General features: G+C 67.2%; 15 protein-coding genes. 13 read left to right on the top strand and 2 right to left on the bottom strand.

Translation table 11 applies throughout. The features are described 5' to 3' along the window. The 3 genes from AF1_RS36250 to AF1_RS36240 all read left to right on the top strand — a co-directional run. On the top strand, positions 1–366 hold a 366-nt coding region (locus tag AF1_RS36250), incomplete at its 5' end, for an ATP phosphoribosyltransferase regulatory subunit (RefSeq protein ID WP_255218793.1). After that, a complete protein-coding gene (locus AF1_RS36245) occupies positions 360–716 on the top strand; it encodes a hypothetical protein (protein ID WP_207393937.1) in 357 nt (118 codons plus the stop codon). The genes AF1_RS36250 and AF1_RS36245, both read left to right, overlap by 7 nt. After that, positions 659–991, top strand: coding sequence for an ATP phosphoribosyltransferase regulatory subunit (locus AF1_RS36240; RefSeq protein ID WP_242608597.1), 333 nt, complete (start codon positions 659–661; stop codon positions 989–991). The genes AF1_RS36245 and AF1_RS36240 overlap by 58 nt, the downstream gene beginning before the upstream one ends. 858 nt (positions 992–1,849) lie before the next feature. Here the strand turns inward: AF1_RS36240 and AF1_RS33150 are convergent. Next, on the bottom strand, positions 1,850–2,047 hold the full coding sequence (locus AF1_RS33150) for a DUF397 domain-containing protein (RefSeq protein ID WP_084262717.1): 198 nt from the start codon (positions 2,045–2,047) through the stop codon (positions 1,850–1,852). Then, positions 2,044–2,853, bottom strand: coding sequence for a helix-turn-helix domain-containing protein (locus AF1_RS09915; protein WP_131732370.1), 810 nt, complete (start codon positions 2,851–2,853; stop codon positions 2,044–2,046). The genes AF1_RS33150 and AF1_RS09915 overlap by 4 nt, the downstream gene beginning before the upstream one ends. Before the next feature lie 99 nt (positions 2,854–2,952). Between AF1_RS09915 and AF1_RS09910 the strand changes: the two genes are divergently transcribed. The 10 genes from AF1_RS09910 to AF1_RS09865 all read left to right on the top strand — a co-directional run bounded on the left by AF1_RS09910 (position 2,953) and on the right by AF1_RS09865 (position 21,715). Further along, positions 2,953–3,189 carry a hypothetical protein gene (locus tag AF1_RS09910; protein WP_157419165.1) on the top strand — a complete coding sequence of 79 codons (237 nt, stop codon included), beginning with the start codon at positions 2,953–2,955 and terminating at the stop codon, positions 3,187–3,189. Positions 3,190–3,538: 349 nt separating this feature from the next. After that, positions 3,539–3,736 carry a hypothetical protein gene (locus AF1_RS09905; protein ID WP_067795499.1) on the top strand — a complete coding sequence of 66 codons (198 nt, stop codon included), beginning with the start codon at positions 3,539–3,541 and terminating at the stop codon, positions 3,734–3,736. A 94-nt stretch (positions 3,737–3,830) separates the two neighbouring features. Then, positions 3,831–7,418, top strand: coding sequence for a BREX-2 system adenine-specific DNA-methyltransferase PglX (gene pglX / locus AF1_RS09900; protein WP_067795497.1), 3,588 nt, complete (start codon positions 3,831–3,833; stop codon positions 7,416–7,418). Between the two features lie 36 nt (positions 7,419–7,454). Continuing rightward, positions 7,455–11,378: a BREX-2 system ATPase PglY gene (pglY, locus tag AF1_RS09895; protein ID WP_067795492.1), complete on the top strand. Its 3,924-nt coding sequence runs from the start codon at positions 7,455–7,457 to the stop codon at positions 11,376–11,378. After that, positions 11,378–14,275: a BREX-2 system phosphatase PglZ gene (gene pglZ, locus AF1_RS09890; RefSeq protein WP_067795490.1), complete on the top strand. Its 2,898-nt coding sequence runs from the start codon at positions 11,378–11,380 to the stop codon at positions 14,273–14,275. Before pglY ends, pglZ begins: the two co-directional genes overlap by 1 nt. A gap of 24 nt (positions 14,276–14,299) precedes the next feature. Continuing rightward, entirely contained in the window at positions 14,300–15,613 is a 1,314-nt protein-coding gene (gene brxD, locus AF1_RS09885) for a BREX system ATP-binding protein BrxD (RefSeq protein ID WP_084262728.1), read from the top strand. Next, positions 15,613–17,703 carry a DEAD/DEAH box helicase gene (locus AF1_RS09880; RefSeq protein WP_067795486.1) on the top strand — a complete coding sequence of 697 codons (2,091 nt, stop codon included), beginning with the start codon at positions 15,613–15,615 and terminating at the stop codon, positions 17,701–17,703. The genes brxD and AF1_RS09880 overlap by 1 nt, the downstream gene beginning before the upstream one ends. Positions 17,704–17,757: 54 nt before the next feature. After that, positions 17,758–19,011, top strand: a complete 1,254-nt coding sequence (locus tag AF1_RS33145; RefSeq protein ID WP_084262716.1) for an AAA family ATPase — start codon at positions 17,758–17,760, stop codon at positions 19,009–19,011. Beyond that, positions 19,001–19,972 (top strand): hypothetical protein, encoded by a 972-nt coding sequence (locus AF1_RS09870; protein WP_067795479.1) that lies wholly within the window; start codon positions 19,001–19,003, stop codon positions 19,970–19,972. The genes AF1_RS33145 and AF1_RS09870 overlap by 11 nt, the downstream gene beginning before the upstream one ends. Before the next feature lie 9 nt (positions 19,973–19,981). After that, positions 19,982–21,715, top strand: coding sequence for a DUF262 domain-containing protein (locus tag AF1_RS09865; protein WP_067795476.1), 1,734 nt, complete (start codon positions 19,982–19,984; stop codon positions 21,713–21,715). Positions 21,716–21,817 lie beyond the last annotated feature (102 nt).

Here is a 21,817-nt window from a genome sequence, read left to right as displayed (position 1 = left end):
ACCCGCGACTTCCTCGCCGGTGCCCTGCGCACCCGCGAGCACGTCTTCGCGCGGATCCGCGAGGTGTTCGAGCGGTACAGGTTCGAGCCGTTGCAGGCATCGGCGTTCGAACGGCTGGAGACCCTGACCGGCAAGTACGGCGACGAGGGCGACAAGCTGATCTTCAAGATCCTGCGGTGCGGCGAGCACGAGGCCACCGGCGAGGCCGACCTCGCTCTGCGGTACGACATGACCGTTCCCCTCACGCGCGTCGTCGCGAACCATGGCTCGCAACTGCCGACGCCGTACAAGCGGTACGCGAGGGGGCCGGTGTGGCGGGCCGACCGTCCGGGCAAGGGCCGGTTCCGCGAGTTCGCGGTGTGCTGATCACCCTGGACAAGCTCGACAAGCTGTGGCAGGGCAAGGTCGCGGCCGAACTGGTGGACGTCCGGTCGCTGGCACCCGACATCGCCGAGGCCCTGGTCGGTGACCTGAGCGCCACCGATGCCGTGGAGCGGATGCACACCGCGTTGCAGGACAGTGAGGCCGGACGCGCGGGCCTGGACGAGGTCGGCGGACTGCTGGAGCTGGCGTCGCCGAAGGCGGGCGATGACCGGATCGCGCGTTCACCCCGAGTCTGGTCCGGGGCCTGGGCTACTGCACCGGTGTCATCTTCGAGGTGGTCGCCGAGGGAAGGCCGGGGTCGATCGCCCGCGGTGGCCGCTACGACGGGCTGATCTCCGCGCTTGGCGGCCCGGACGTCCCGGCCTGCGGCGGCTCGCTCGGCGTGGAACGCATCATCGGCCTGCTCCTCGGCGACGAGGGAGACGCGCACAGAATCGACGTCGCCGCCACGGTTATCGCCGAAGACACCGCGTCCGAAGCCATGGGCTTCGCCGCGCGGTTGCGGGACGCCGGACTGCGGACCGAGGTGTACCTGGCCGCCGGCCGCAAACTGGCCAAGCAGCTCAAGTGGGCCGCCAACCGCAAGGCCCGCTTCACGCTGATCTAGGGGGCGTCTGACAAGGGGGCCGGGGTGATCACGGTCCGGGACATGGACTCGGGGGAGCAGACCCGCGTCCCGGCCGGCGAACTCGCCGCGCACCTCTCTGGAAGGTGCGCGCCGTCGAGGTGACTCCATGATCGGAGCCATGGACGGGTGTGCAAGGCGATCGCTTCTTCGCCCCGATCAGGCGGAGGGGATTCCCCGACCCCGGGCCGGCCTTCGGTGAGTGCCTGTCGCGGGAATCGGTCAGACCGTCTCCGACCTGTTCGACAACAAGGCCCGCAACCTCGTCAACGCCCGCAGGCTCCTTGATGACGTGCTCATCGGATACGACCGGAACGGCACGTGGCGGGTCTTGGACGAGCGCGCCGCACGCCTGAACATCGATGACGTCTCCGAACGCCGGGGCCGGGGCCGCGCCTGGTCGAGCACCCGTTCCCCATCGCGCTGCTGTCGCTCCAGTTCAACTGGCGCTACAAGAAGGAGCACGGCGTCCGTGCCTTCTACGAGATGACCGCGCGCTACATCGATGACCTTGCCGCCAATACTCGCCGCTAGGCCGATACTTGGGCCGTTGAGGCGGCGACCGGCGTCATCGACCGCGTCACCACCGTCGAGTGCGACCCCGTTTCCGAGGAAGCGCCGATGCACTGCGACATCTGCAAGAAGACCATCACCGCGCTGCTCTACCTGGACGAGTGACCGTCTACACGTGGCCCCTCCGCTGACTCGGCGGAGGGGCCACGTGCTTGTGATGACCCCCCTGCCCGGGCTCCTCCGCCCCAGGCGATCGCCGATGCTGGACGCACAGCGACGAGCCCTCGACCGCACCGGGCCGAGGGCTCGCAGAACGCCGGAGGCGGATCAGGTCAGGTCGTGCTCCCCGCGCTTCACCCGGTCGGCGAACGCGCGCCAGTCGGCGGCACCAAATGCCAGGTGGGGAGCCTCAGGGGTCTTGGAATCACGCACTCCGATGTTTCCTCCGAGGTGCGCAACCTCCACGCAGTCGCTCTGGCCGGACGTGCTTCCGCTGCGGCTGGACTTGCGCCAAACAGGAGTCAAAGGAGCCCCTCCATTACTCGCGTGATCAGCTCGATCGAGGCATTGACGGGCAACGCCCGGTCGCTGATGCGGTCGAACCGCAGCCTGAACGAGCGGACCTCTGCCGCGTCCATGACCAGTCTTCCACCTCCGCACGCTTCGGTATAGGCGATATCGGAGTTTCCGACTGTCATGATCTTGAATGAGCCGTCTCGTCCCATGTGCGCTCCTACGCTTTTCGGGACGACCCGAAACGTGATGTTCGGGTGTTGTGCCTGCTCCAAGATCGCAGCGAGCTGAGCGTGCATGATCTTAGGGCCACCGACCGGCTGCTCGATGACGTTTTGATCGAGGAAGACGCGCATGATGGGACACGGCTCGCGCTTCAGCACGTCCTGGCGCTTCATCCGCTGGGCGAGGTGGGCGTCGATGTCCAGCAGCCCTGCCGCCTCGAACATGGCTCGGGCGTAGTCCTCCGTCTGGAACAGGCCCGGCATCCAGGACAGCTCCCAGATCCTCAGCTCCGAGGAGCGTAGTTCCATTTCGGCGTGGGCCTTGAACCACTCGGCGTCATGTCCGGCAAGGGCGAATCCAACCAGAAATGTGAACAAACCGCCGGTCTGCCACTCCCGGTCGAGAATCTTCGCGTGCTTGAGCTGAAGCTTCATCCCGCCGGATTCAAGGCGCGAAACACTCGATCTATCAAGATCGAGAATTTCCCCTAACTTCGATCCGGACATTTTTCGCTCTTCGCGGTGTCTCCGCAGCTGAACCGCTATGAGATCCCATAGTGAACCGGCCGGATCAAGTGAGTCTCGGGCGCTCACTGTCAGCTCCTTGTTGTTGTGTTTCCTGGACGAACGTAGCGAAGATAACTCGCACTGCTCATGCTTGTCCTGGGAAGATACAAAGACGCGGAGGTGACCATGAATGAGCGACGCGATCTTGAGGCTCAACAACTTGATCGTCTTCGCAACGAATTCACGGGACACCGGATCTGGCGGGCGGTTCGCTGGGACGGGCGGCTGGGCGACTGGGTGGCCAGCCTCCACGACCCGGCCGCCGGGATCGACCCGACGGTGATCCGCTCGGACGCCGCCGCGCTTCGTGACGCCCTGCGCGTTGAGGCCGAACGGGCCGCCGCGCAAAGGAGACTCCGGTGATGGGACAACCGCACTACAACGCGGCCCGGCCACCGGAGGGGACCGCGGCCCCCAGGGCGGTCCCGTGGGGGGAGGTGAGAGCGGCACGTCCGGTAAGCGTCCCCCCTGGCGCACCGGCCGCGCCGCTCCGCCGCCCGCCCCAGCTCCCGAACCGGCAGCCGGCCGCCACCGTGCGGCCGTCCACCATCGCGAACGTCGAAGAGCACTTCTCCGATGTCCACTGCTGGTGGGGACTCCACACCTGCCACTGGTGGGCCTTCGTCCCGACACCACGAGGTGGTTGCCTGCTGGAGGCCGCCACCACGGATGCCCTCATCGCTCAGATCGCCGAGAGAGTGGAGGGACGGCCATGGACCGCGAACCGATGACCTGGATCCCGCTCGACATGTGCGCTGGCCTCGTTGAGGAGTCGATCCGCGAGACCCTCGACGGCCGCTTCTTCAGAGGGACGGTAGAGGAGGCTCTGCACGCTGCCCGCCACAAGGTCGAGGAGCTGTGGGCCGAACTGGAGCAGGTTGACGCCGACCCATGTCCTGATCAGGACTAACGAGCTAAGTCAGATTGCCCGGATCTGTCGCCGCCTGCCGTTAGCCTGAACTCTGCAAGTCATCCAGAGTTCATCAGCTGATCGGACGGCGCACGTGATCGACCGCAAGGCCCTGCTGACCGACCTGAAAAAGCAGGTCGCCGCCCTGGAGAAGGACCTGGCACAGCAAGTCAAGGCTTTGCCGAAGATCAACGCTCGCCTTCGAGCCGAGTACGACCAGGCCCGCAAGCTCGGCAGGACGGCCGCAACGTGGAACTCCTGGCTGGATGAGCGCATCACGCAGGTGGCGGTGGCCTGGGTCCTCGGCACGGTGTTCGTCCGCTTCTGCGAGGACAACCGCCTCATCCCCGACCCCTACCTGGCCGCCCCCGAGGCCGACCGTCACGACCTCTCCCGCGTCCGCTACGAGGCGTACGTGGAGGAGGACGACGACCCGACCTACCGAGGCTGGCTGGAGCGTGCCTTCGCGGAACTCGGCAAGGGGCAGGCCGGAAAGCTGCTCTTCGACCCGGTCCACAACCCGCTCTACCAGATCCCGATCAGCCACGACGCCGCCGGCGCCCTAATCAACTTCTGGAAGACGCACGCCGAAGAGGGCTCCCTGGTCCACGACTTCACAGACCCCCTGAACGATGACGGCACTAAGGGCTGGGACACCCGCTTCCTCGGTGACCTGTATCAGGATCTCTCTGAGACGGCTCGTACGAAATACGCGCTCCTCCAGACTCCCGATTTCGTTGAGGAATTCATCCTCGACCGCACCATGGACCCGGCGATCCGCGAGTTCGGCTACGAAGAACTCAAGATGATCGACCCGACTTGCGGCTCAGGACACTTCGTCCTCGGAGCCTTCCGCCGCCTGATCCACCTATGGAATGACCGCCCGCTCGGCCGAGACGTTTCGGAACGCGTCCGCGCAGCCCTCGACTCCGTTCACGGCGTGGACCTCAACCCGTTCGCCGTTGCCATTGCGCGCTTCCGCTTGCTGATCGCCGCTATGGCTGCCGCTGGCGTCCATTCCCTCACCGAGGCCGCCAAGTACGAATGGCCCCTTAATCTGGCGATCGGTGACTCCCTTATCAAGGACCGTCAACTCGAACTCACTCTCACTGACGAAGAGTCTGGTGACCCCTTGACCGAGTTCTCCTACGCCACTGAGGATATTCACAATCACTCGCATATCCTGGAACTGGGGCGCTATCATGTAGTGGTCGGCAATCCTCCATACATTACGGTCAAGGACAAAAAACTTAACGCGCTGTACCGAGAACTATACGATGCTTGTGCCGGAACGTACGCCTTGTCTGTGCCGTTCGCCCAGCGATTCTTCGAACTGGCCAAACGTGGCTCATCCGACGGCAGTGGTTACGGCAGAGTCGGCCAGATCACAGCCAACTCCTTCATGAAACGTGAGTTCGGCACCAAGCTTATTGAGAGCTATTTCGCTCACCAGGTCGAGTTGACCGAAATCATCGATACGTCCGGTGCCTTCATTCCTGGTCATGGCACGCCGACGATAGTTCTGATCGGCACCCGGCGCTCGGGAGCCGCCCGCTCCGCCTTTGTCAGGACCGTTCGTAGTGTTCAGGGGGAGCCGGGAATACCCGAAAATGGTTCCTGCGGCGTAGTGTGGAACGCCATCACAAGTCAGATAGATCAGCCCGGGTCAATCAGCAAATGGGTATCCGTTGACGACTTGGCTCGGGACGAATATTTTGCTAAGCGTCCCTGGATCTTGCTGGACGGCGGACTTGAGCTAGCATCTGCAATTTCTGAGGCATCGCATACAAACGTTAAGGAAGTTGCCAGAGCCATCGGCCCAAGTGCGGTAACTCGCGAAGACGATGCATACATGGTCGGTGCTGACTGTCTAAAGCGCAACAAAATACCAATTTCCCAACAGCGTCAACTTGTAGAAGGCACTCAGGTTCGCGATTATGCAATCTGGTTTCCCAGGGTATCGATCTGGCCGTACTCGGTCGAGGATCTTGCGGCCAGAGCATCCAAGGAGACGCTGCGATTTCTATGGCCATTCAGGAAGCAGCTTCAGGAGCGAGTAGCCTTCGGAAAGACTCAGCTCCATCGAGGTCTTACGTGGTTTGAATACTCTATGTTCTTCAGGGATCGCTATCAAAATAAACTTTCAATCAGCGTTCCTGAAACGGCCTCACTCAATCATTTCTCCATTGATCACAGTGGTGCGATATTCAAAGATACTGCGCCAATAATAAAACTGTCGAATTCGTCTAGCGAGGACGACTATCTCCGCATCCTTGGGGTGCTCAATAGTTCAAGCGTCTGCTTCTGGCTCAAGATGCATTGCCATGACAAGGGAATTCGCGGCGAAGGTGGAGGCTTCACAAGTTCCGAATGGGAGCGCTTCTATCAAATCAAAGTGGGAAATATCGAACAGATCCCACTTCCGTCCGCCTGTCCTATCGAACTGGCATTTTCTCTTGATGCTCTCGCGCAAGAGCTCGTCTGTACAGTTCCCTCTAATTTGATTAAATCAATTCTCCCAACTGCTTCACTTTTTCGGGAGAAAAGAGCAAAGTGGGAATCCCTTCGAGGTCAGATGATCGCACTCCAGGAAGAGCTGGACTGGCAGGTTTACTCGATCTACGACCTTCACCCCGAGGACCTGCGGGCTCCGGAGGAGGATGTTCCCGAGCTTGCTCTTGGTGAGCGGGCGTTCGAGATCGTGCTTGCTCGGCGGGTGGCCAAGGGCGAGGCGTCCGACGAGTGGTTCAAGCGGCATGGGTCCACGCCGATCACCGAGATCCCGTCGCACTGGCCGGAGTCCTACAGGCAGGTCGTGCAGAAGCGGATCGACGCGATCGAGACGTCCCGGGCCATCGGGATGATCGAGCGGCCCGAGTACAAGCGGCGCTGGGCCACCGAGGGGTGGGACGCGCTTCAGGACAAGGCGCTCCGCTCCTGGCTGCTCGACCGGATCGAGAAGCGCGAGCACTGGTTCGACGCGAACGACATGCCGGTCCTCGTCAATCTGTCGCGGCTGATCGACATGCTGTCCCGGGACGACGACTTCGTGTCCGTCGCCAAGCTGTACCGGCCGCGCGACGAGTTCGCGAAGGTCGTCGCCGAGCTCATGGCCGACGAGCACGTCCCCTTCCTGCCTCCGCTGCGCTACAAACCGTCCGGGCTCAGGAAGCGGGCCGACTGGGAGCACGTCTGGGATCTCCAGCGGCGGGAGGACGCCGCCGAGGGCGAGATGGCCAAGCGGAAGATCCGGGACTCGATCCCCACCCCGCCCAAGTACACCTCGGCCGACTTCCTCAAGCCGTCCTACTGGCGGGCGCGCGGCAAGCTGGACGTGCCCAAGGAGCGGTTCATCTCCTATCCGACGGCCCTCGGCGTCCAGCCGAGGCTTTTCGGGTGGGCCGGCTGGGACCATCGGGAGCAGGCGCAGGCGCTCGCGACCCACTTCACCAACCAGGCGCTGACGCGCGAGGAGATCACCCCGTTCCTCGCGGGTCTGCTGGAGCTCCAGCCGTGGTTGGACCAGTGGCACGATGAGTTCCATCCGCAGTACAGCGGTTCCCCCGCCGCGTTCTTCAGCGGCTACCGGCAGCAGATCTCGGGCGAGCACGGCCTGACCGACGACGACCTGCGGAGCTGGCGGCCGGAACCGGCGGCGCGGGGCCGGAGAGCGGCCAGGTAGAAGCAACCGGACGGCGGACAGACAGAGGGAGTACACATGGCACAGCGGCCACCGCTGCTCCGCGACCTCATCCCGATCAAGGAGTCGATCTCCACCTCGGACTACGTGCTGAGCCTCGCCGAGGCCACCACGCCCGAGGGGGTCGAGCGCGCCCTTGCGAACTACGTGCTCACCGACCGTCTGCGGGAGAACTTCAACGAGGCCCTCGACCTGATCAAGTCGGCGGTGGACGGGCACACGTCCAAGGCCGCCTACCTGCACGGCTCGTTCGGTTCCGGTAAGTCGCACTTCATGGCGGTGTTGTACGCGCTGCTGTCCCGCAACCGGAAGGTGTGGGGCGACCCCGACTTCGACCCGGTGCTGACCCGGCACGAGTGGATCCAGAACGACGGCAAGAAGTTCCTGCTGGTGCCGTACCACATGCTGGGCGCGCAGTCGCTGGAGCAGCGAGTGCTCGGCCGGTACGTCGAGTACGTCAAGCGCCTGCACCCGGACGCGCCCGTCCCGCAGGTGTACAAGACGGACGCGTTGTTCGACGACATCCGCCGGTTGCGTGCGAGCATGGGCGACGACGCCGTCATCAACGGTCTCGGCGTGGCCGACGCCGGCGACGATGACGAGGACGACTGGGGCGACTCGTTCGGATGGACGCCGGCCCTGCTCGACCGGGCCCTGGCCGCGGAGGAGTCGCACGAGGAAGGCGTCGCGCTCGACCTGCTGAACCCCTCGACCCCGGTGGAGCTGCGCGCCAAGCTGGTCCAGGACGCCTCCACCCGCCTGCTGCCCGGGTTCGCCAAGAAGGCCGCCGAGGACGAGCACGGCTTCATCTCGCTCGACGCCGGTCTCTCCGTGATCGCCGAGCACGCGAAGTCGCTGGGCTACGACGGGCTGATCCTGTTCCTGGACGAGCTGGTCCTGTGGCTGGCGACGCTCATCCACGACCAGAAGCTCGTGGCCCGCGAAGCCGGGAAGATCACGAACTTCGTGGAGGGCGGGGACGCGCGGCGCGCCATCCCGGTCGTGTCGTTCATCGCCCGCCAGCGCGACCTGCGGGAGCTGGTCGGCGAGGAGGTGTCCGGGGCGGCGGAGGCGGCGATCCAGGACACCCTGAACCTGGCGTCCGGGCGGTTCGACAAGATCACGCTGGAGGACCGGAACCTGCCGCAGATCGCGAACGCGCGGCTGCTCACCCCCATCGGCGGGCCGTCCGGGCCGGCGGCCCAGGAGATCGACGAGGCGTTCCAGAAGATCAAGGCGCTCGGCCCGAACATCTGGGACACGCTGCTCGGGTCCGACAAGAGCACCACGGGCGCCGACGAGGAGTCGTTCCGGCTCACCTATCCGTTCTCGCCCGCGTTCATGGACACGCTCGTCCACATCTCGTCGGCGCTGCAGCGGTCCAGGACCGGCCTGAAGCTGATGGGCGAGCTGCTGGCCGCGAACCGCGACCACCTGCGGCTGGGCGACCTGATCGCGGTCGGCGACCTCTATCCGGTCATCGCCAGGGGCGGCGACAAGCCGTTCGTGGACGACCTGAAGGTGGTGTTCGCCGCCGCCGACAAGCTCTACAAGACCAAGCTGCGCCCCTACCTGCTGAACACGCATGAGGTCACCGAGGACGACGTCCAGCGGTACCTGCACGACCCCGAGGACGTCACCGACCCGCAGTTGGCGCTGCGGTGCAAGGTCTTCGTCGGGGACAACCGGCTGGTCTGCACGCTGCTGCTGTCCGCGCTCGCGCCGAGCGTGCCCGCGCTGAACGACCTGACGCTCCGGCGGCTCGGCGCGCTGAACCACGGCTCGGTCATCGCGCCGATCCCGGGCAGCGAGGTCGGCATCATCAAGAGCAAGATCGAAGAGTGGGCGGCCCGGTTCCCCGAGATCAAGCAGACCGGCACCCCCGCCAATCCGGGCGTGCGGCTGGAACTGACGGGCGTGGACGTCGACTCCGTCATCGCCAACGCCCGGGTCAACAACAACCCCGGCAACCGCGGCGCGCTGGCCCGCCGCCTGCTGGTCGAGGAGCTGGGCGTCGAGCACACGTCCGGCCGGCTCGGCGGAGGCGACGAGCTGAACCTCGTGTGGAAGGGGTCGCAGCGCACCCTCGAGGTCGTCTTCGGGAACGTCGCCGATGAGGACGAGCTGCCCGACCACGACCTGATGCCGCAGATCGACGGCCGCTGGCGGATCGTGATCGACCTGCCGTTCGACGAGGGCAACTACGGCCCGGCCGAGGACGTCAACCGCATCCGGAAACTCCGCGCGAAGCAGCGCGACCCCGCCCGGACCGTCGCGTGGCTCCCCACTCACCTGTCGGCGCAGCGCTACGAGGACTTCGAGCGCCTCGTCATCATCGACAAGGCCCTCGCGGATGACCAGCGGTTCGCCACCCAGTACGCCGCGCACCTCAACGCCGACAACCGCGACCGCGCCAAGGGACTGCTGGAAAGCCAGCACGCCGCGCTGCTCAGGCAGGTCAAGGACGCCTTCCGGCAGGCGTACGGGCTGAAGCCCAAGGACGCCGCGCACGTCCAGGTGGAGTTCGACCAGCACTTCCAGCCGCTTCCCGGCGATCTGCCCGAGCTGAAGGTGCAGTTCGGGCGGTCGATGCGGGAGGCGGTCCGGCACATCGCGGGCCGGCTGCTGGAGGCGCAGTTCCCGGCGCACCCCGACCTCGACCCCGGCGGGACGGGCACGGCGGTGAAGCCGTCCGACGCCAGGACCGTGTTCGGCTACGTGCGGGCCGCGGCCGAAGCCCGCGACCACCAGGTCGAGGTCCCCGCCAAGGACCGCAGGCTGATGGCGCGGCTGGTCGAGCCGCTGCGCCTCGGCACGCAGCGGGAGGCGTACTTCAAGCTGTCCCACGCCTGGGCCGACGACTTCAGGCTGAAGGCGAAGAGCGAGGGCGTCACCGGCGACCTCAGCCTGATCACGCTGCTGGACTGGATCGACCGGCCCCGGCCGCGCGGGCTGGACACGTTCCTCGCGCACCTGATCGTCGCCTCGTTCGCCGAGATGGACGACCGGGTGTGGGTGCGCGGCGGCGTCCCGCTCACGCCCGCGCCGGAACTGAACCAGATCAAGAACGGCGACGCCCTGCGCACCCAGCCCCTGCCGAGCCAGCAGGACTGGGACGCCGCCGGGGAGCGCTTCCAGGCCATCTTCGGCCGGTCCGCGCCGGCGCTGCGGCGCGGGCGGCTGGTGAACCAGTTCGCCCGGCAGATCAGCGAGGAGGCGCAGGCCCACCGGAGCGCCGCCGCCGACCTCGTCCGGCAGTTGGAGGAGCACTCGGGCTTCCTGAAGCTGGACGAGATCGACGGCAGCGGGCGGCTCCAGATCGCCCGCCGGTCGGTGGAGCTGCTGAAGGCGCTGGAATCGGTGGGGCACGGCAGCGCCGGGGCGAAGAAGACCGTCGAGACCTTCGCCCGCTTCGACCTGGGCGAGGTGTCCGCCGACCGGTACGGGACGTCCGTGAAGCGCGCCCATGATGTCGCTCAGGCGCTGGCCGGGGCGGCGTGGGACGTCATCGCGCTCGCCGGCACGCAGGGCTTCGAGGGGGCCGCGGTGCTGGAGAAGCTGCGCGGCGTGGCCCGCGTCGACCAGCGGACCGCCGACCTCGTCGAGGCCCTCAAGGACGCCCGCAGGGAGGTCACCGCGCTGCTCGGGCGCGACCGGCCCTCTCCGCCGCCCGGACCGGCGCCGCCCGGACCGGCGCCGGGGCCGACGCCGCCGCCCGGACCGGAGAAGCCGGACGACATCGACCTGGGGAACGACTCCAGCCATCCACCCGTCTCGCCTGACGACACCACTCCGTCGGGCGGTGGTTCCGGCACGGCGCGCAGGTCGGGCACGCGGCGGACGTCGGCGGACCGGGCGGCGGACGACCTGCGCCGCGAGCTCGCGGAGCTGAAACTGCCCGCCGGGGCGACCATCGAGATCACCTGGCGCGTGGTGGACTGATGCCGGTCACCACCGGGAACGGCGCGATGCGGCTCAGCGTCGCGGCCGTCACCCAATACCTGGCCGCCCGCAAGAGCATCAACGAGCGCCCGAAGCGGCGGGTCGTGCTGCTGCGCGCCGTCCCGTCGTGGGACGGGCCCGACGAGCTGTCCTGGGGCACCGAACAGCAGGCCAGGATCGCTCCCGCGCCGTCGCCGCTCGCGGTCCACGAACTCGTCCTGGCGCATCTCGGGCCGGACACGGGCGGCCCGCAGGTGCTCGTCGTGCTGACCGACCGGGAGGAGAACGAACTCGACCCGGGGATCCTCGCCCGCGTGCACCGGCAGCGCGTGGAGACCGTCGACAGCTGGAACCTCGTCCAGGAGACGTTCGGCGCCGGGCGGCGCGACCCGCGGCTGAGCGAGGACGGCTGGGCGGCCGAAGCGCTCCTGGACGCCACCCCGCCGGGCGGCTGGCCCCAGCTGTCCGGCGGCTGGCTGTCCCGGCGCGTCGCGCTGTCGTCGCTCGCGCTGCGGCGGCTGCGGCTCGGCCGGTACGCCGCCGACGCCGACGCCCCCGCCCCGGAAACCGGCGATCCGGACGCCGGACGTCCCGACGCCGGCGGCCTCGACACCCGCATGCTGCTGCGCTGGTCGCTCGAACCGGGCGGGCCGGACCGGCTCCTGGCCCTGCGCCGTCCCGAACGCGAAGGGCTGATCGCGTTCCTGAGCGAGGAAGAGCAGGCCGGCGGCGCCGGACGCGTCCTCCTCGCGCTCGTCGAGGCCGACCACGGACCGGACGCGGTGCCGTTCGGGCTGCTCTGCGCGGCCCTGTGGCTGGACGCGCCCGCCGACACCCGCACCTACCAGGCGCGCGGCCGGATCGAACGCTGGCTGGGCGACCCGCCGCCCGCCACCGGAGAGGCTCTCGACACCTTCCTATGCTGGTTCGGACGGTCCTGCCAGGAGTACGTCACCACGCTGCTGGCGGTCGGTCACGCCGACGGCGACGGTGAGGCGGGGCGCGCGGCCAGGCGGATCGGCGACCGGGTCCTGGCACGCGCCTCCGAGCTGTGCCGGCAGTTCGGGATCGAGGAGCAGGCGGCGTACAGCACCGTCCTGCCCGAAGGGCTGGGCGAGCGCTTCGCCGCCCTGGGCCGAGCTCTGCGGGTGGAAGACCCCGAAGCGGTCGCGACCGGCCTGGCGGCGTTGGAGACCCACAAGCTGTCCGCCGGCCACGATGCGGGGGTGCGGATCGAACGGGCTCGGATGGCGGCCCGGCTCGTCCACTGGCTGGCCACCGACCCCGGCTCGGACGTGCCGACGGTTGGGGACGCGCTCGACCGGCACGTGACCGAGACGGGCTGGGCCGACCAGGCCCTCGACCACATCGAAGCGGGCGGCGACCCCGACCCGGCCCTGAAGTCCGCCTACGACCTGATCGGCGAGCGGGTCCGCGACCGGCGCCGCCGGATCGACAGGTCCTTCGCCGGAGCGCTGGAGAAATGGACGGCGGCGGGTACCGGCCCCGGCTCGATGCTGACCGTGGAGACGTTCCTCCCGCGGATCGTCAAGCCGGTGGTGACGGGCAGGTCCGCGCGCCGGGTGCTGCTGCTGGTGCTGGATGGCATGAGCGCCGCCATCGCGGCCGAACTCGCCGAGGAACTGCGCCGCGACTGGGCCGAGTACGACCCGGTACCCGACGCCTCCGGCAGGCCGCCACAGCGGCGCGCCATGGCCGCCGCCCTGCCCACCGTGACGGCGGTCTCGCGGACGTCACTGTTCGCGGCCACGCTGATGCGCGGCACGCAGGCCGACGAGAAGCGGCTGTTTCCCCGGCACAGGTTCTGGGGCGATGCGCCCACTGCCGTTTTCCACAAGGACGACCTGCGCGGGGAGACCGCCGGTTCCCCGTTCGGCCAGGCCGTGATCGACGCGCTCGACCAGGAGAAGGCCCACATCGCGATCGTGCTGAACACCATCGATGATCGGCTGGACAAGGAGCGGAAGCTCGGGGACGCCACCTGGCGGCTGGACCACATCGGCGGACTCAGGGAACTGCTGCGGGAGGCCGCCGAGCGCGGCATGGCGGTGCTCCTCACCAGCGATCACGGCCATGTCGTGGACCGCCGCGGAACCAAGATCAACGGTGCGGGCGCCGCGTCGGCACGGCATCGGCCGCCCGGCGGACCGCTCGCCGACGGCGAGGTCGCGCTGTCCGGCGCCCGCGTCGTCCTGGACGTGCCGGGGGGCGAGATCGTGGCGCTGTGGGACCGCGACCTCCGGTACACGGCGCAGAAGGCCGGCTACCACGGCGGCGCGGCGCTCGCCGAGTTCGCGATCCCCGTGCTGGCGTTCTTGCCGTTCAACGCCGAACCGCCGAAGGGATGGCGGGAACTGGGCGACCAGCGTCCCCCCTGGTGGCGGCTGGAGCTGGCGCCGCCGCGTACCGGGACCCGCCGCCAGGAGCCGGCGGCTGCCGAGACGGTCCCCGCCGAGACGGTCCCCGCCGAGACGGTCGCGGTGAAGCCTTCGTCCGATGCGCTGTTCGACCTGGAGACCGAACGGCGCAACGTCCCGGAACCGGAGGCCGCGCCGACACCGACACCGGCGCCCGACGACCTCGCGGCCCTGCTGCTCGCGTCGGAGACCTTCCGGCAGCAGTTGGACCTGGTGGCGCGCAAACCGCCCCTCGGCAAGCTCGAAGCGGCGGTGCGGGCCCTGCTGGACTCCGGCACCTTGCCCGTCACCGCCCTGGCACAGCGGGTCGGATACCCGCTCACCCGCGCCGACGGCTTCGCCGCCGTACTCGGCCAGGTGCTCAACTACGACGGCGTCCAGGTCCTCGAAATCCTGCCGGACGGCCGCACACTGCGGCTGAACACCGCCCTGCTGCGCGAGCAGTTCGACGTGCGGTGAGGGGGTGATGGAACACTGGTGGGCGTGAGCACCGCACGATCCAACCAGGTCAGCGCCGTCCGGCGGCGTGCCGTCATCGACGCGCTCCGCCGCGGTGCGGTGCCCGACAGCGGGCTCGACCTGCTCGCCACCGGGCTCGACCGGTTCGAGGCCGCGCTCGACGCGGAACTGGACACGGCCGCGTCCGGCGGCTCGGTGTTCAAGGCCGTCCGCGGCGAGTACGGGTCCGGTAAGACGTTCTTCACGCGGTGGCTCGGCGAACGCGCGAAACGCCGCAGCTTCGCCGTCGCCGAGATCCAGATCTCCGAGACCGAGACGCCGCTGCACAAGCTGGAGACCGTCTACCGGCGGCTGACCGAACGGCTCGCCACCGCCAGTTTCCCGCCGAGCGCGCTGCGGTCCGTGGTGGACGCGTGGTTCTACGCGCTGGAGGAGGACGCCTTGGCGGCCGGGGCGTCCGAAGAGGACCTCGCCGGCGCGGTCGACCGGCTGCTGACGGCGCGGCTCGCGGAGGTGTCGCGGCAGGCGCAGTCGTTCGCGACCGCGCTGCGCGGCTACCGGACGGCGCTCACCACGGGCGACGAGGCCACCGCCGCCGCCGTCCTGGCCTGGCTCGGCGGACAGCCGCACGTCGCCGCCGCGGCCCGGCACAGCGCCGGGGTGCGCGGGAACCTCGACCACTTCGGCGCGCTCGGCTTCCTCCAGGGTCTCCTGACCGTCCTGCGGGACTGCGGGCATCCCGGCCTGCTGGTGGTGCTCGACGAAGTCGAGACACTGCAGCGGGTTCGCTCCGATGTCAGGGACAAGGCGCTCAACGCGCTGCGGCAGCTCATCGACGAGGTCCACGCGGGCCGCTTCCCCGGCCTCTACCTCGTGATCACCGGGACGCCCGCGTTCTACGACGGGCGGCAGGGCGTGCAGCGCCTCCCGCCGCTCGCCCAGCGGCTCGCGACCGACTTCACCACCGACCCGCGCTTCGACAACCCGCGGGCCGTCCAGGTCCGGCTGCCCGGCTTCACCCTGGAGTCGCTGACCGGGCTCGGCGTCACCATCCGCGACCTGTACGCGGCGGGAGCCGACGCGCCTGAACGGATCAAGGCGCTCGCCGACGACGCCTACATCGCCGACCTCGCCCGCGCCGTCGGCGGCGCCCTCGGCGGGAAGGTCGGCGTCGCGCCGCGGCTGTTCCTCAAGAAACTCGTCGGCGACGTCCTCGACCGCATCGACCAGTTCCCCGACTTCGATCCCCGCGTGCACTACACGCTCACCGTCTCCGGCACCGAACTCACCGACGTGGAACGGAACCTCACCGCGGACGACATCGACCTGGACATGTGATGGAACGGCTGCATCCGGTCGTCCTGCATCACATCGTCAACACGCTCGGGTGGCCGGACCTGCGCCCGCTGCAACACCAGGCCGTCGGCCCGATCCTCAACGGCGACGACACGCTCCTGCTGGCCCCGACCGCGGGCGGCAAGACCGAGGCGGCGGTGTTCCCGGTCCTCACCGCCATGGCCGAACAAGAATGGACCGGCATCTCGGTGCTCTACCTGTGCCCCCTCAAGGCACTGCTCAACAACCTCGCCCCCCGCGTCGACCAGTACGCCCAGTGGCTCGGCCGCCGCGCCGGACTCTGGCACGGCGACACCCGTGAATCAGAGCGGCGGCGCATCCGCCTGGACCGGCCGGACCTCCTGCTGACCACGCCCGAGTCGCTGGAGGCCATGCTCATCAGCTACAAGACCGATCACACCCACATGCTCGGCAAGATCCGCGCGGTGATCGTCGACGAGGTCCATGCCTTCGCCGGAGACGACCGCGGCTGGCATATGCTCGCCGTCCTGGAACGCCTCGCCCGCGTGACGGGAAGGCCCATCCAGCGGATCGGCCTGTCGGCGACCGTCGGCAACCCTCGCCGGCTGCTGACCTGGCTTCAAGGCGCGGGCGCCGGAACCCGGCCCGCCCAGGTCGTCGCCCCGGAAGCGGCCTCGCCGGCGCCCGCCGCCCGGGTCGAACTGGATTACGTCGGCTCCATCGAGAACGCCGCCAAGGTCATCGCGTCCCTCCACCGCGGAGAGAAACGCCTGGTGTTCTGTGACTCGCGGAGCCAGGTCGAGCAGTTGGGCGCGGCCCTGCGGGCCCGCGAAGTCACCACCTTCCTGTCCCACGCCTCGCTGTCGGCCGACGAACGCCGCCGCTCGGAACAGGCGTTCGCGGAGGCGCGTGACTGTGTGATCGTCTCGACGTCCACCCTGGAACTCGGCATCGACGTCGGCGACCTGGACCGCGTGATCCAGATCGATTCCCCCGCCAGCGTGGCGTCCTTCCTGCAACGCCTGGGACGCACGGGCCGCCGGCCCGGGGCCGAACGGTCCTGCCTGTTCCTCGCCACCAAGGAGCGCACGCTCCTCCAGGCGGCGGGGCTTCTGCTGCTGTGGGGGCGGGGGTGGGTCGAGGACGTCGCCCCTCCGCCGACACCGCGTCACCTGGTCGCGCAGCAGATCCTGGCCGTCGCACTCCAAGAACACCGGCTCGGGAACAGGCTCTGGGTAGAGCAGTGGAACGGCCTGCCGCCGTTCGACCGCTCGGGCGAGCCGATCCTGCGCCACCTCGTCACGGAAGGCTTCCTCGACGAGGACGGCGGCATGCTGTTCATCGGCCCCGAAGCGGAGAAACGGTTCGGCCACCGCCACTTCATGGACCTCACCGCGTCGTTCACGGCACCGCCTCAGTTCACCGTCCTGGCAGGACGCGCGGAGATCGGCCGTACCGACCCGTCCGTACTCACCGAGGAGCGTCCGGGGCCGTGCAGGCTCCTCCTCGCCGGGCGGACGTGGCAAGTCACCTACATTGACTGGAAGCGGCGCCGCTGCTTCGTCGAACCGGCCGAAGGCGGGGGCATCGCCAAATGGACCGCGGGCGGCATAGCGGGCCTGTCGTTCAACCTCACCCGTGCCATGCGCGACGTCCTGCTCGGCGCCGAACCGCCCGTCGCGCTCACCCGGAGGGCAAGCGCGCGGCTGGGGCACATGCGGGCGGAGGAGGCACCCGGGTCGGTCCATCCGGCCGGCCTGATCATCACCCGCGCGGGCACCGACGTCCGCTGGTGGACATGGGCCGGGTACCGCGCCAACGCCACCTTGACCGCGACACTGTCGTCCGTGACCGACCAGGTCCAGCGCCCCACGGACCTGTATGTGCGGCTCCGCGAGGACTTGACACCCGACATGTGGAAGGCCGCCCGCGCCGAAACCCCGCTCGTGCTGCCCGACGTCGACCCTCGAGCCGTCCGGGGCCTGAAGTTCTCAGCGGCTCTGCCCGCTCATCTGGCGTCCGCAACCGTGGCAGCCCGCCTAGCCGACCTCGACAGCGCCGAGCAGGTACTCGACGAAGCCACCCGCTTCACCGTCTCCGACCGAACCTGACCGGGGAGAACAAACCCTGACGGCACCAGGCCGTCCATCGTTAGAGTGAGCCGCATGGCACTGCTGCGCATGGCGGTGGAGAACTACCGCTCGTTCAAAGAACGGCAGGAGATCGAACTCCGGCCGATCACCGTCATCCTCGGCAAGAACAACTCCGGCAAGAGCGCCCTTACCCGCCTTCCATTGATCCTCGAAACGGGAATTCGTACCGATTCGGATCTTCCCCTTGATCTCGACGCGCTCGGAGACGATCCACCGGAGTTCCTGGATCTGGTCTACGGGCGCAACGTACACCGCCCACTCGGGCTCGAACTGACCACTGAATTCAATGGGCAGACGGTGGACGTCAAAGCGACGATTCAAAACGTGGACGAAAAGAAGACTCAATTCGTGCGCGAACTGGAGATCGAATCGGAGGGATGGCGTGGTCGATTCGAATGGGAGCCCGATGAAGGCGGTAATGTCTACAACATAGCGTTGGGGCAATGGCTTCCCGAGATTCGGCCGGTGCAATTCAAAGGACTCATTCCGCGAAGTATGTTACGCGATTATTTCGACCGGGAGCTGGAAGATGTTTGCCACTTCATCGTCCGAGGAGTCGGCCTCGTCCGCTACCTGGGTCCCTATCGACAGCGTCCCTCACGCCTCACTCGGCTTCCTTCTCGAACGGCCACCGAGGTCGGCTCCGGAGGAGAGAATGCGACGGGAATGCTCGTCAATGACTACGTCCGGGGCGATCGGGCGCTGATCAACCATGTCAACGCGCTGCTCGGTGACAGTTTGATGGGCTGGAGCCTGGAGGTCGAACCGCAGGGTCCGGTCTACGCCGTGAATCTGCGCTCCAGCACGGATCCGGATCTCATGGTGAACCTCCTTGACTCCGGTACCGGCGTGGCACAGGTCCTTCCCCTCCTCGTACAGCGCGCTCAGGACATGGTCGTCGAGCCCCGGCGCGAAACCCTCCAGGTGATCGAAGAGCCGGAGTTGCACCTCCACCCCGCCTTCCATGCCCTGCTCGCCGATCTTTTCATTGCGGCGGCCGCGCAACGCGTACGATTCCTCATCGAGACGCACAGCGAGACCCTGCTGCTCCGACTTCGCCGACGAATCGCGGAGAAGAAAATAACCCCCGAGGACGTAGCGGTCTACTTCGTGGATCATCAGGACGGCGCCTCATATGCCCGCCGAATCGAGATCGACGAACTCGGCAACTTGGACTACTGGCCCAGCGGAGTCTTCTCTGAGGATTTCGAGGAGACCAAGAGTATTGCCGAAGCCCAGTTCGCCAGGGGGCGCGATGAGAGTTGAAATCCTCCCCGATGCCTTCACTGAGGAGGGCTATGAATGCCTCGTCACGCTGATCTTATATTTTACCGAGACGCGCCATGAGTGGGTCGTGGACATTCGCCATATCGATTTCGTGGAAGAGTACTTCCGGCGGCATGCTCCGACCCGGGCCGGGATTTGGGGCGACCTGGCCAGGAAGAGCCAGGTCAGCGGTTTCTGGGCGCCCGATTCGTCCCGTCGGCCCGGCGTCCAGGTCACCCGCGAGAGCCTGGCCGACGACGTTCACGATCTCGGTTCGGCCGCCCGGCTCGTCTTGGAGAACGGGGCGGGGGATGGCGCGTTCGTGCTGGCCATCGCCCACGTCCTCGGTGCGGGGAGAGTCGTCGCGGCGAAGGAGCGCGGCTGGCTGAAGTTCGTCCAGGGTGGGGGCAGCGGCGAGGTCCCCAAGGTCGCGCGGAACGAGCGCGAGGACTTCAAACGGACGTGCCGGGTGACGTTCTTACTCGACAGCGACCGCATGACTCCCGGCGAGCCCTCCAAGCACGAGGCGGCTGTCGGCGAGCTTCGCGATGCGGGTATCTTCGGACACATCCTGTGCTTCCGGGAAATCGAAAACTATGTGCCTAATCGGGTCTTGGCCGCGGCTTCCGTGCCCGAGCCGCGGAACGTTCCGCTGACCGAGCGGATCGCGCATCTGAAGGTGCTCTCCCATGAGCAGCGAGCCCACTTCGACATGAAGAAGGGGTTCGCCGACCGTCGGGGACAGGGATACGAGATCCGCCCTGAGCAGCAGAAGCTCTATCGTTCTGTACCGGAGTCAGCCCGAGTCGGGCTTCGGCTGGGGTTCGGTGACGGGCTCATGCAGGTTCTCCTGCGCGAGGCCGAGGCCGGCCACCTGAAGGAGACCGACTTCACCGCGCTCGGCCCGGACGTGTGCGATGAACTGCGCGCGATCCTCGACCTGGTGCAACGGATCCTTTAGGAAAAGGTCATGGCCATCCAAGAAAACCAGCACGGACTTGCCGGTTCCAGCGACTACGAGGGGACCGGCGGCGAGATCGGCGTCCGCCCGGACGTCAACTTGCTGGAGACCTACCTTGCCGAAGTCCATAAAGGCCAACTGCGGATCCCGAAGTTCCAGCGTCCCTTCGTCTGGCGCCCCGATCAGATGCTCGATCTGTTCGACAGCATTGAGCGGGGCTATCCGATCGGCGCCTTGCTGTTCTGGGAGACGGGGCTGGAACTGGAAAGCCTTGACCATGTGGGCGGCCTACCCGTCCCCACCGCTCCACGCGAGGTCGTCACCTACGTGCTGGATGGACACCAGCGGCTGTCAACCCTCTATTCCTGCCTTTACCTCACCGAGGTCGGCAAGACCGTTGCGGAGGACGACTCAGCGCCTTGGCTATGGCGGATCTACCGCATTCTGGGGCAGGGAGACACGCGAGCCAACCGCTATGTTCATTGGAAGAAAGCCGGGCCGCCCCCGCCCAACTATTTGCCGGTGAGCTCCGTCCGAAGAACCCTCGATTTCCTTGCCTACGCCCGTACCCTCGCCGGCAGTTACGATGGTCAGAGATATGACGAGCTGGTCGAAGAGGCCGAGCAGGTCGCCCAGCGCATCAAGTCGTACAAAGTCTCAGTTGTGACCCTGCTGGGCGGGAACCTTGCCCAGGCAGTGGAGGTGTTCTCCCGGGTCAACAGCAAGGGGCAGGCGATGAGCCCCGACCAGATGGTGTCGGCGCTGACCTACAAAGGCGGAGGAGAGGAGAGCCTAGCCAACCGCATCGACACGATCCTGGAGCGCATCGCCGAGGAGGGCTTTGGAGAGATCAACTCCACGACCGGCTTTCGTGCCGTGCTGGCCGTCGCAGGTGAGGAGGAGGTCACGGGCGCACGCTGGGACGTGCTGGCTCGGAGAGTGGAGGGCAGGGTCTCGCAGGCGGTGGAGGACGCCGACCTGGCCCTGTCCCTTGCGGTGGATTTCCTCCGCGAGCGGGTAGGGGTTCCGCTGGCCCGTCTCATCCCGTACAACTACCAGCTCATGCTCTTGGCACTGTTCTTCCACCTCTGCCCGGATCCCTCCGACGAGCAGATCGACGGGCTCATCCGATGGTTCTGGATCACATCGTGGTCCGGGCAGTTCGCCAGCATGAACTCGACAACGAGCAGGCAGTCCATTCAGGACATGCGGGCCTTCGCGACGGAGAGGAAGGAACTGGCCCACTTCGCAGGTGGGCAGGGGATGTTCGACTTTGCCGATCAACGCCCCCGGCCGTTTCCCGAAAAGTTCGACCTGCGGAGCGCGCGGGTTCGGGCCTATCTGCTCTGGGAGTTGCGGAAGTTCCCTGTACGTCACAGCGTGACGGGTGCGGAATACCAGGCGATCGATGTGATCCGGCGGCTCGACACGGCCGCCTTCCGGCGTGTCTCCAACAAGGCTGGGCTGTCCAACGGCTCGCATCCGGCCAACCGTGTCGTCCTGGAACCCAATCCAGGGATGAACTCGAAGGACTATATGATCGCAAGCCTGGGAAGGGCACAGGCTTTCGGAATACTCGGGATCTCCAGAGAGGCCCTCAAGCTTCTGGCTTCGGGCAGCGATGAAGAGTTCATCAGCATGCGCGGCGCTGAGTTGGCGAAACAGGAATGGCGCTTCATCGAGACCATGGCGGCGACCGTTGAACCGAGCGACCATGGCGGCTCCGAGATCGACACTGAATAGTGAGCTGATTCAAATTTATCTGGCTGCCCGGTGGTGAAAGGGCTGAAGCCGCCGACGTGGGCGGGTCGTGGGCTTGCACCATCTCGTCCTCGGCCGTGTCCA

It is taken from the genome of Actinomadura formosensis NBRC 14204 (genome assembly GCF_001552155.1).
GTDB classification, from domain to species: Bacteria; Actinomycetota; Actinomycetes; order Streptosporangiales; family Streptosporangiaceae; genus Spirillospora; species Spirillospora formosensis.
Note: the sequence above shows the minus strand (reverse complement) of the source record. Positions and strands in the feature narration are given on the sequence as shown.

Bases quoted from the DNA above. Each gene is read 5' to 3' on its own strand.
- AF1_RS09910 (WP_157419165.1), top strand. From the start codon at position 2,953: ATGAATGAGCGACGCGATCTTGAGGCTCAACAACTTGATCGTCTTCGC.
- AF1_RS09905 (WP_067795499.1), top strand. From the start codon at position 3,539: ATGGACCGCGAACCGATGACCTGGATCCCGCTCGACATGTGCGCTGGC.
- pglY (WP_067795492.1), top strand. From the start codon at position 7,455: ATGGCACAGCGGCCACCGCTGCTCCGCGACCTCATCCCGATCAAGGAG.
- pglZ (WP_067795490.1), top strand. From the start codon at position 11,378: ATGCCGGTCACCACCGGGAACGGCGCGATGCGGCTCAGCGTCGCGGCC.
- AF1_RS09880 (WP_067795486.1), top strand. From the start codon at position 15,613: ATGGAACGGCTGCATCCGGTCGTCCTGCATCACATCGTCAACACGCTC.
- AF1_RS33145 (WP_084262716.1), top strand. From the start codon at position 17,758: ATGGCACTGCTGCGCATGGCGGTGGAGAACTACCGCTCGTTCAAAGAA.
- AF1_RS09870 (WP_067795479.1), top strand. From the start codon at position 19,001: ATGAGAGTTGAAATCCTCCCCGATGCCTTCACTGAGGAGGGCTATGAA.
- AF1_RS09865 (WP_067795476.1), top strand. From the start codon at position 19,982: ATGGCCATCCAAGAAAACCAGCACGGACTTGCCGGTTCCAGCGACTAC.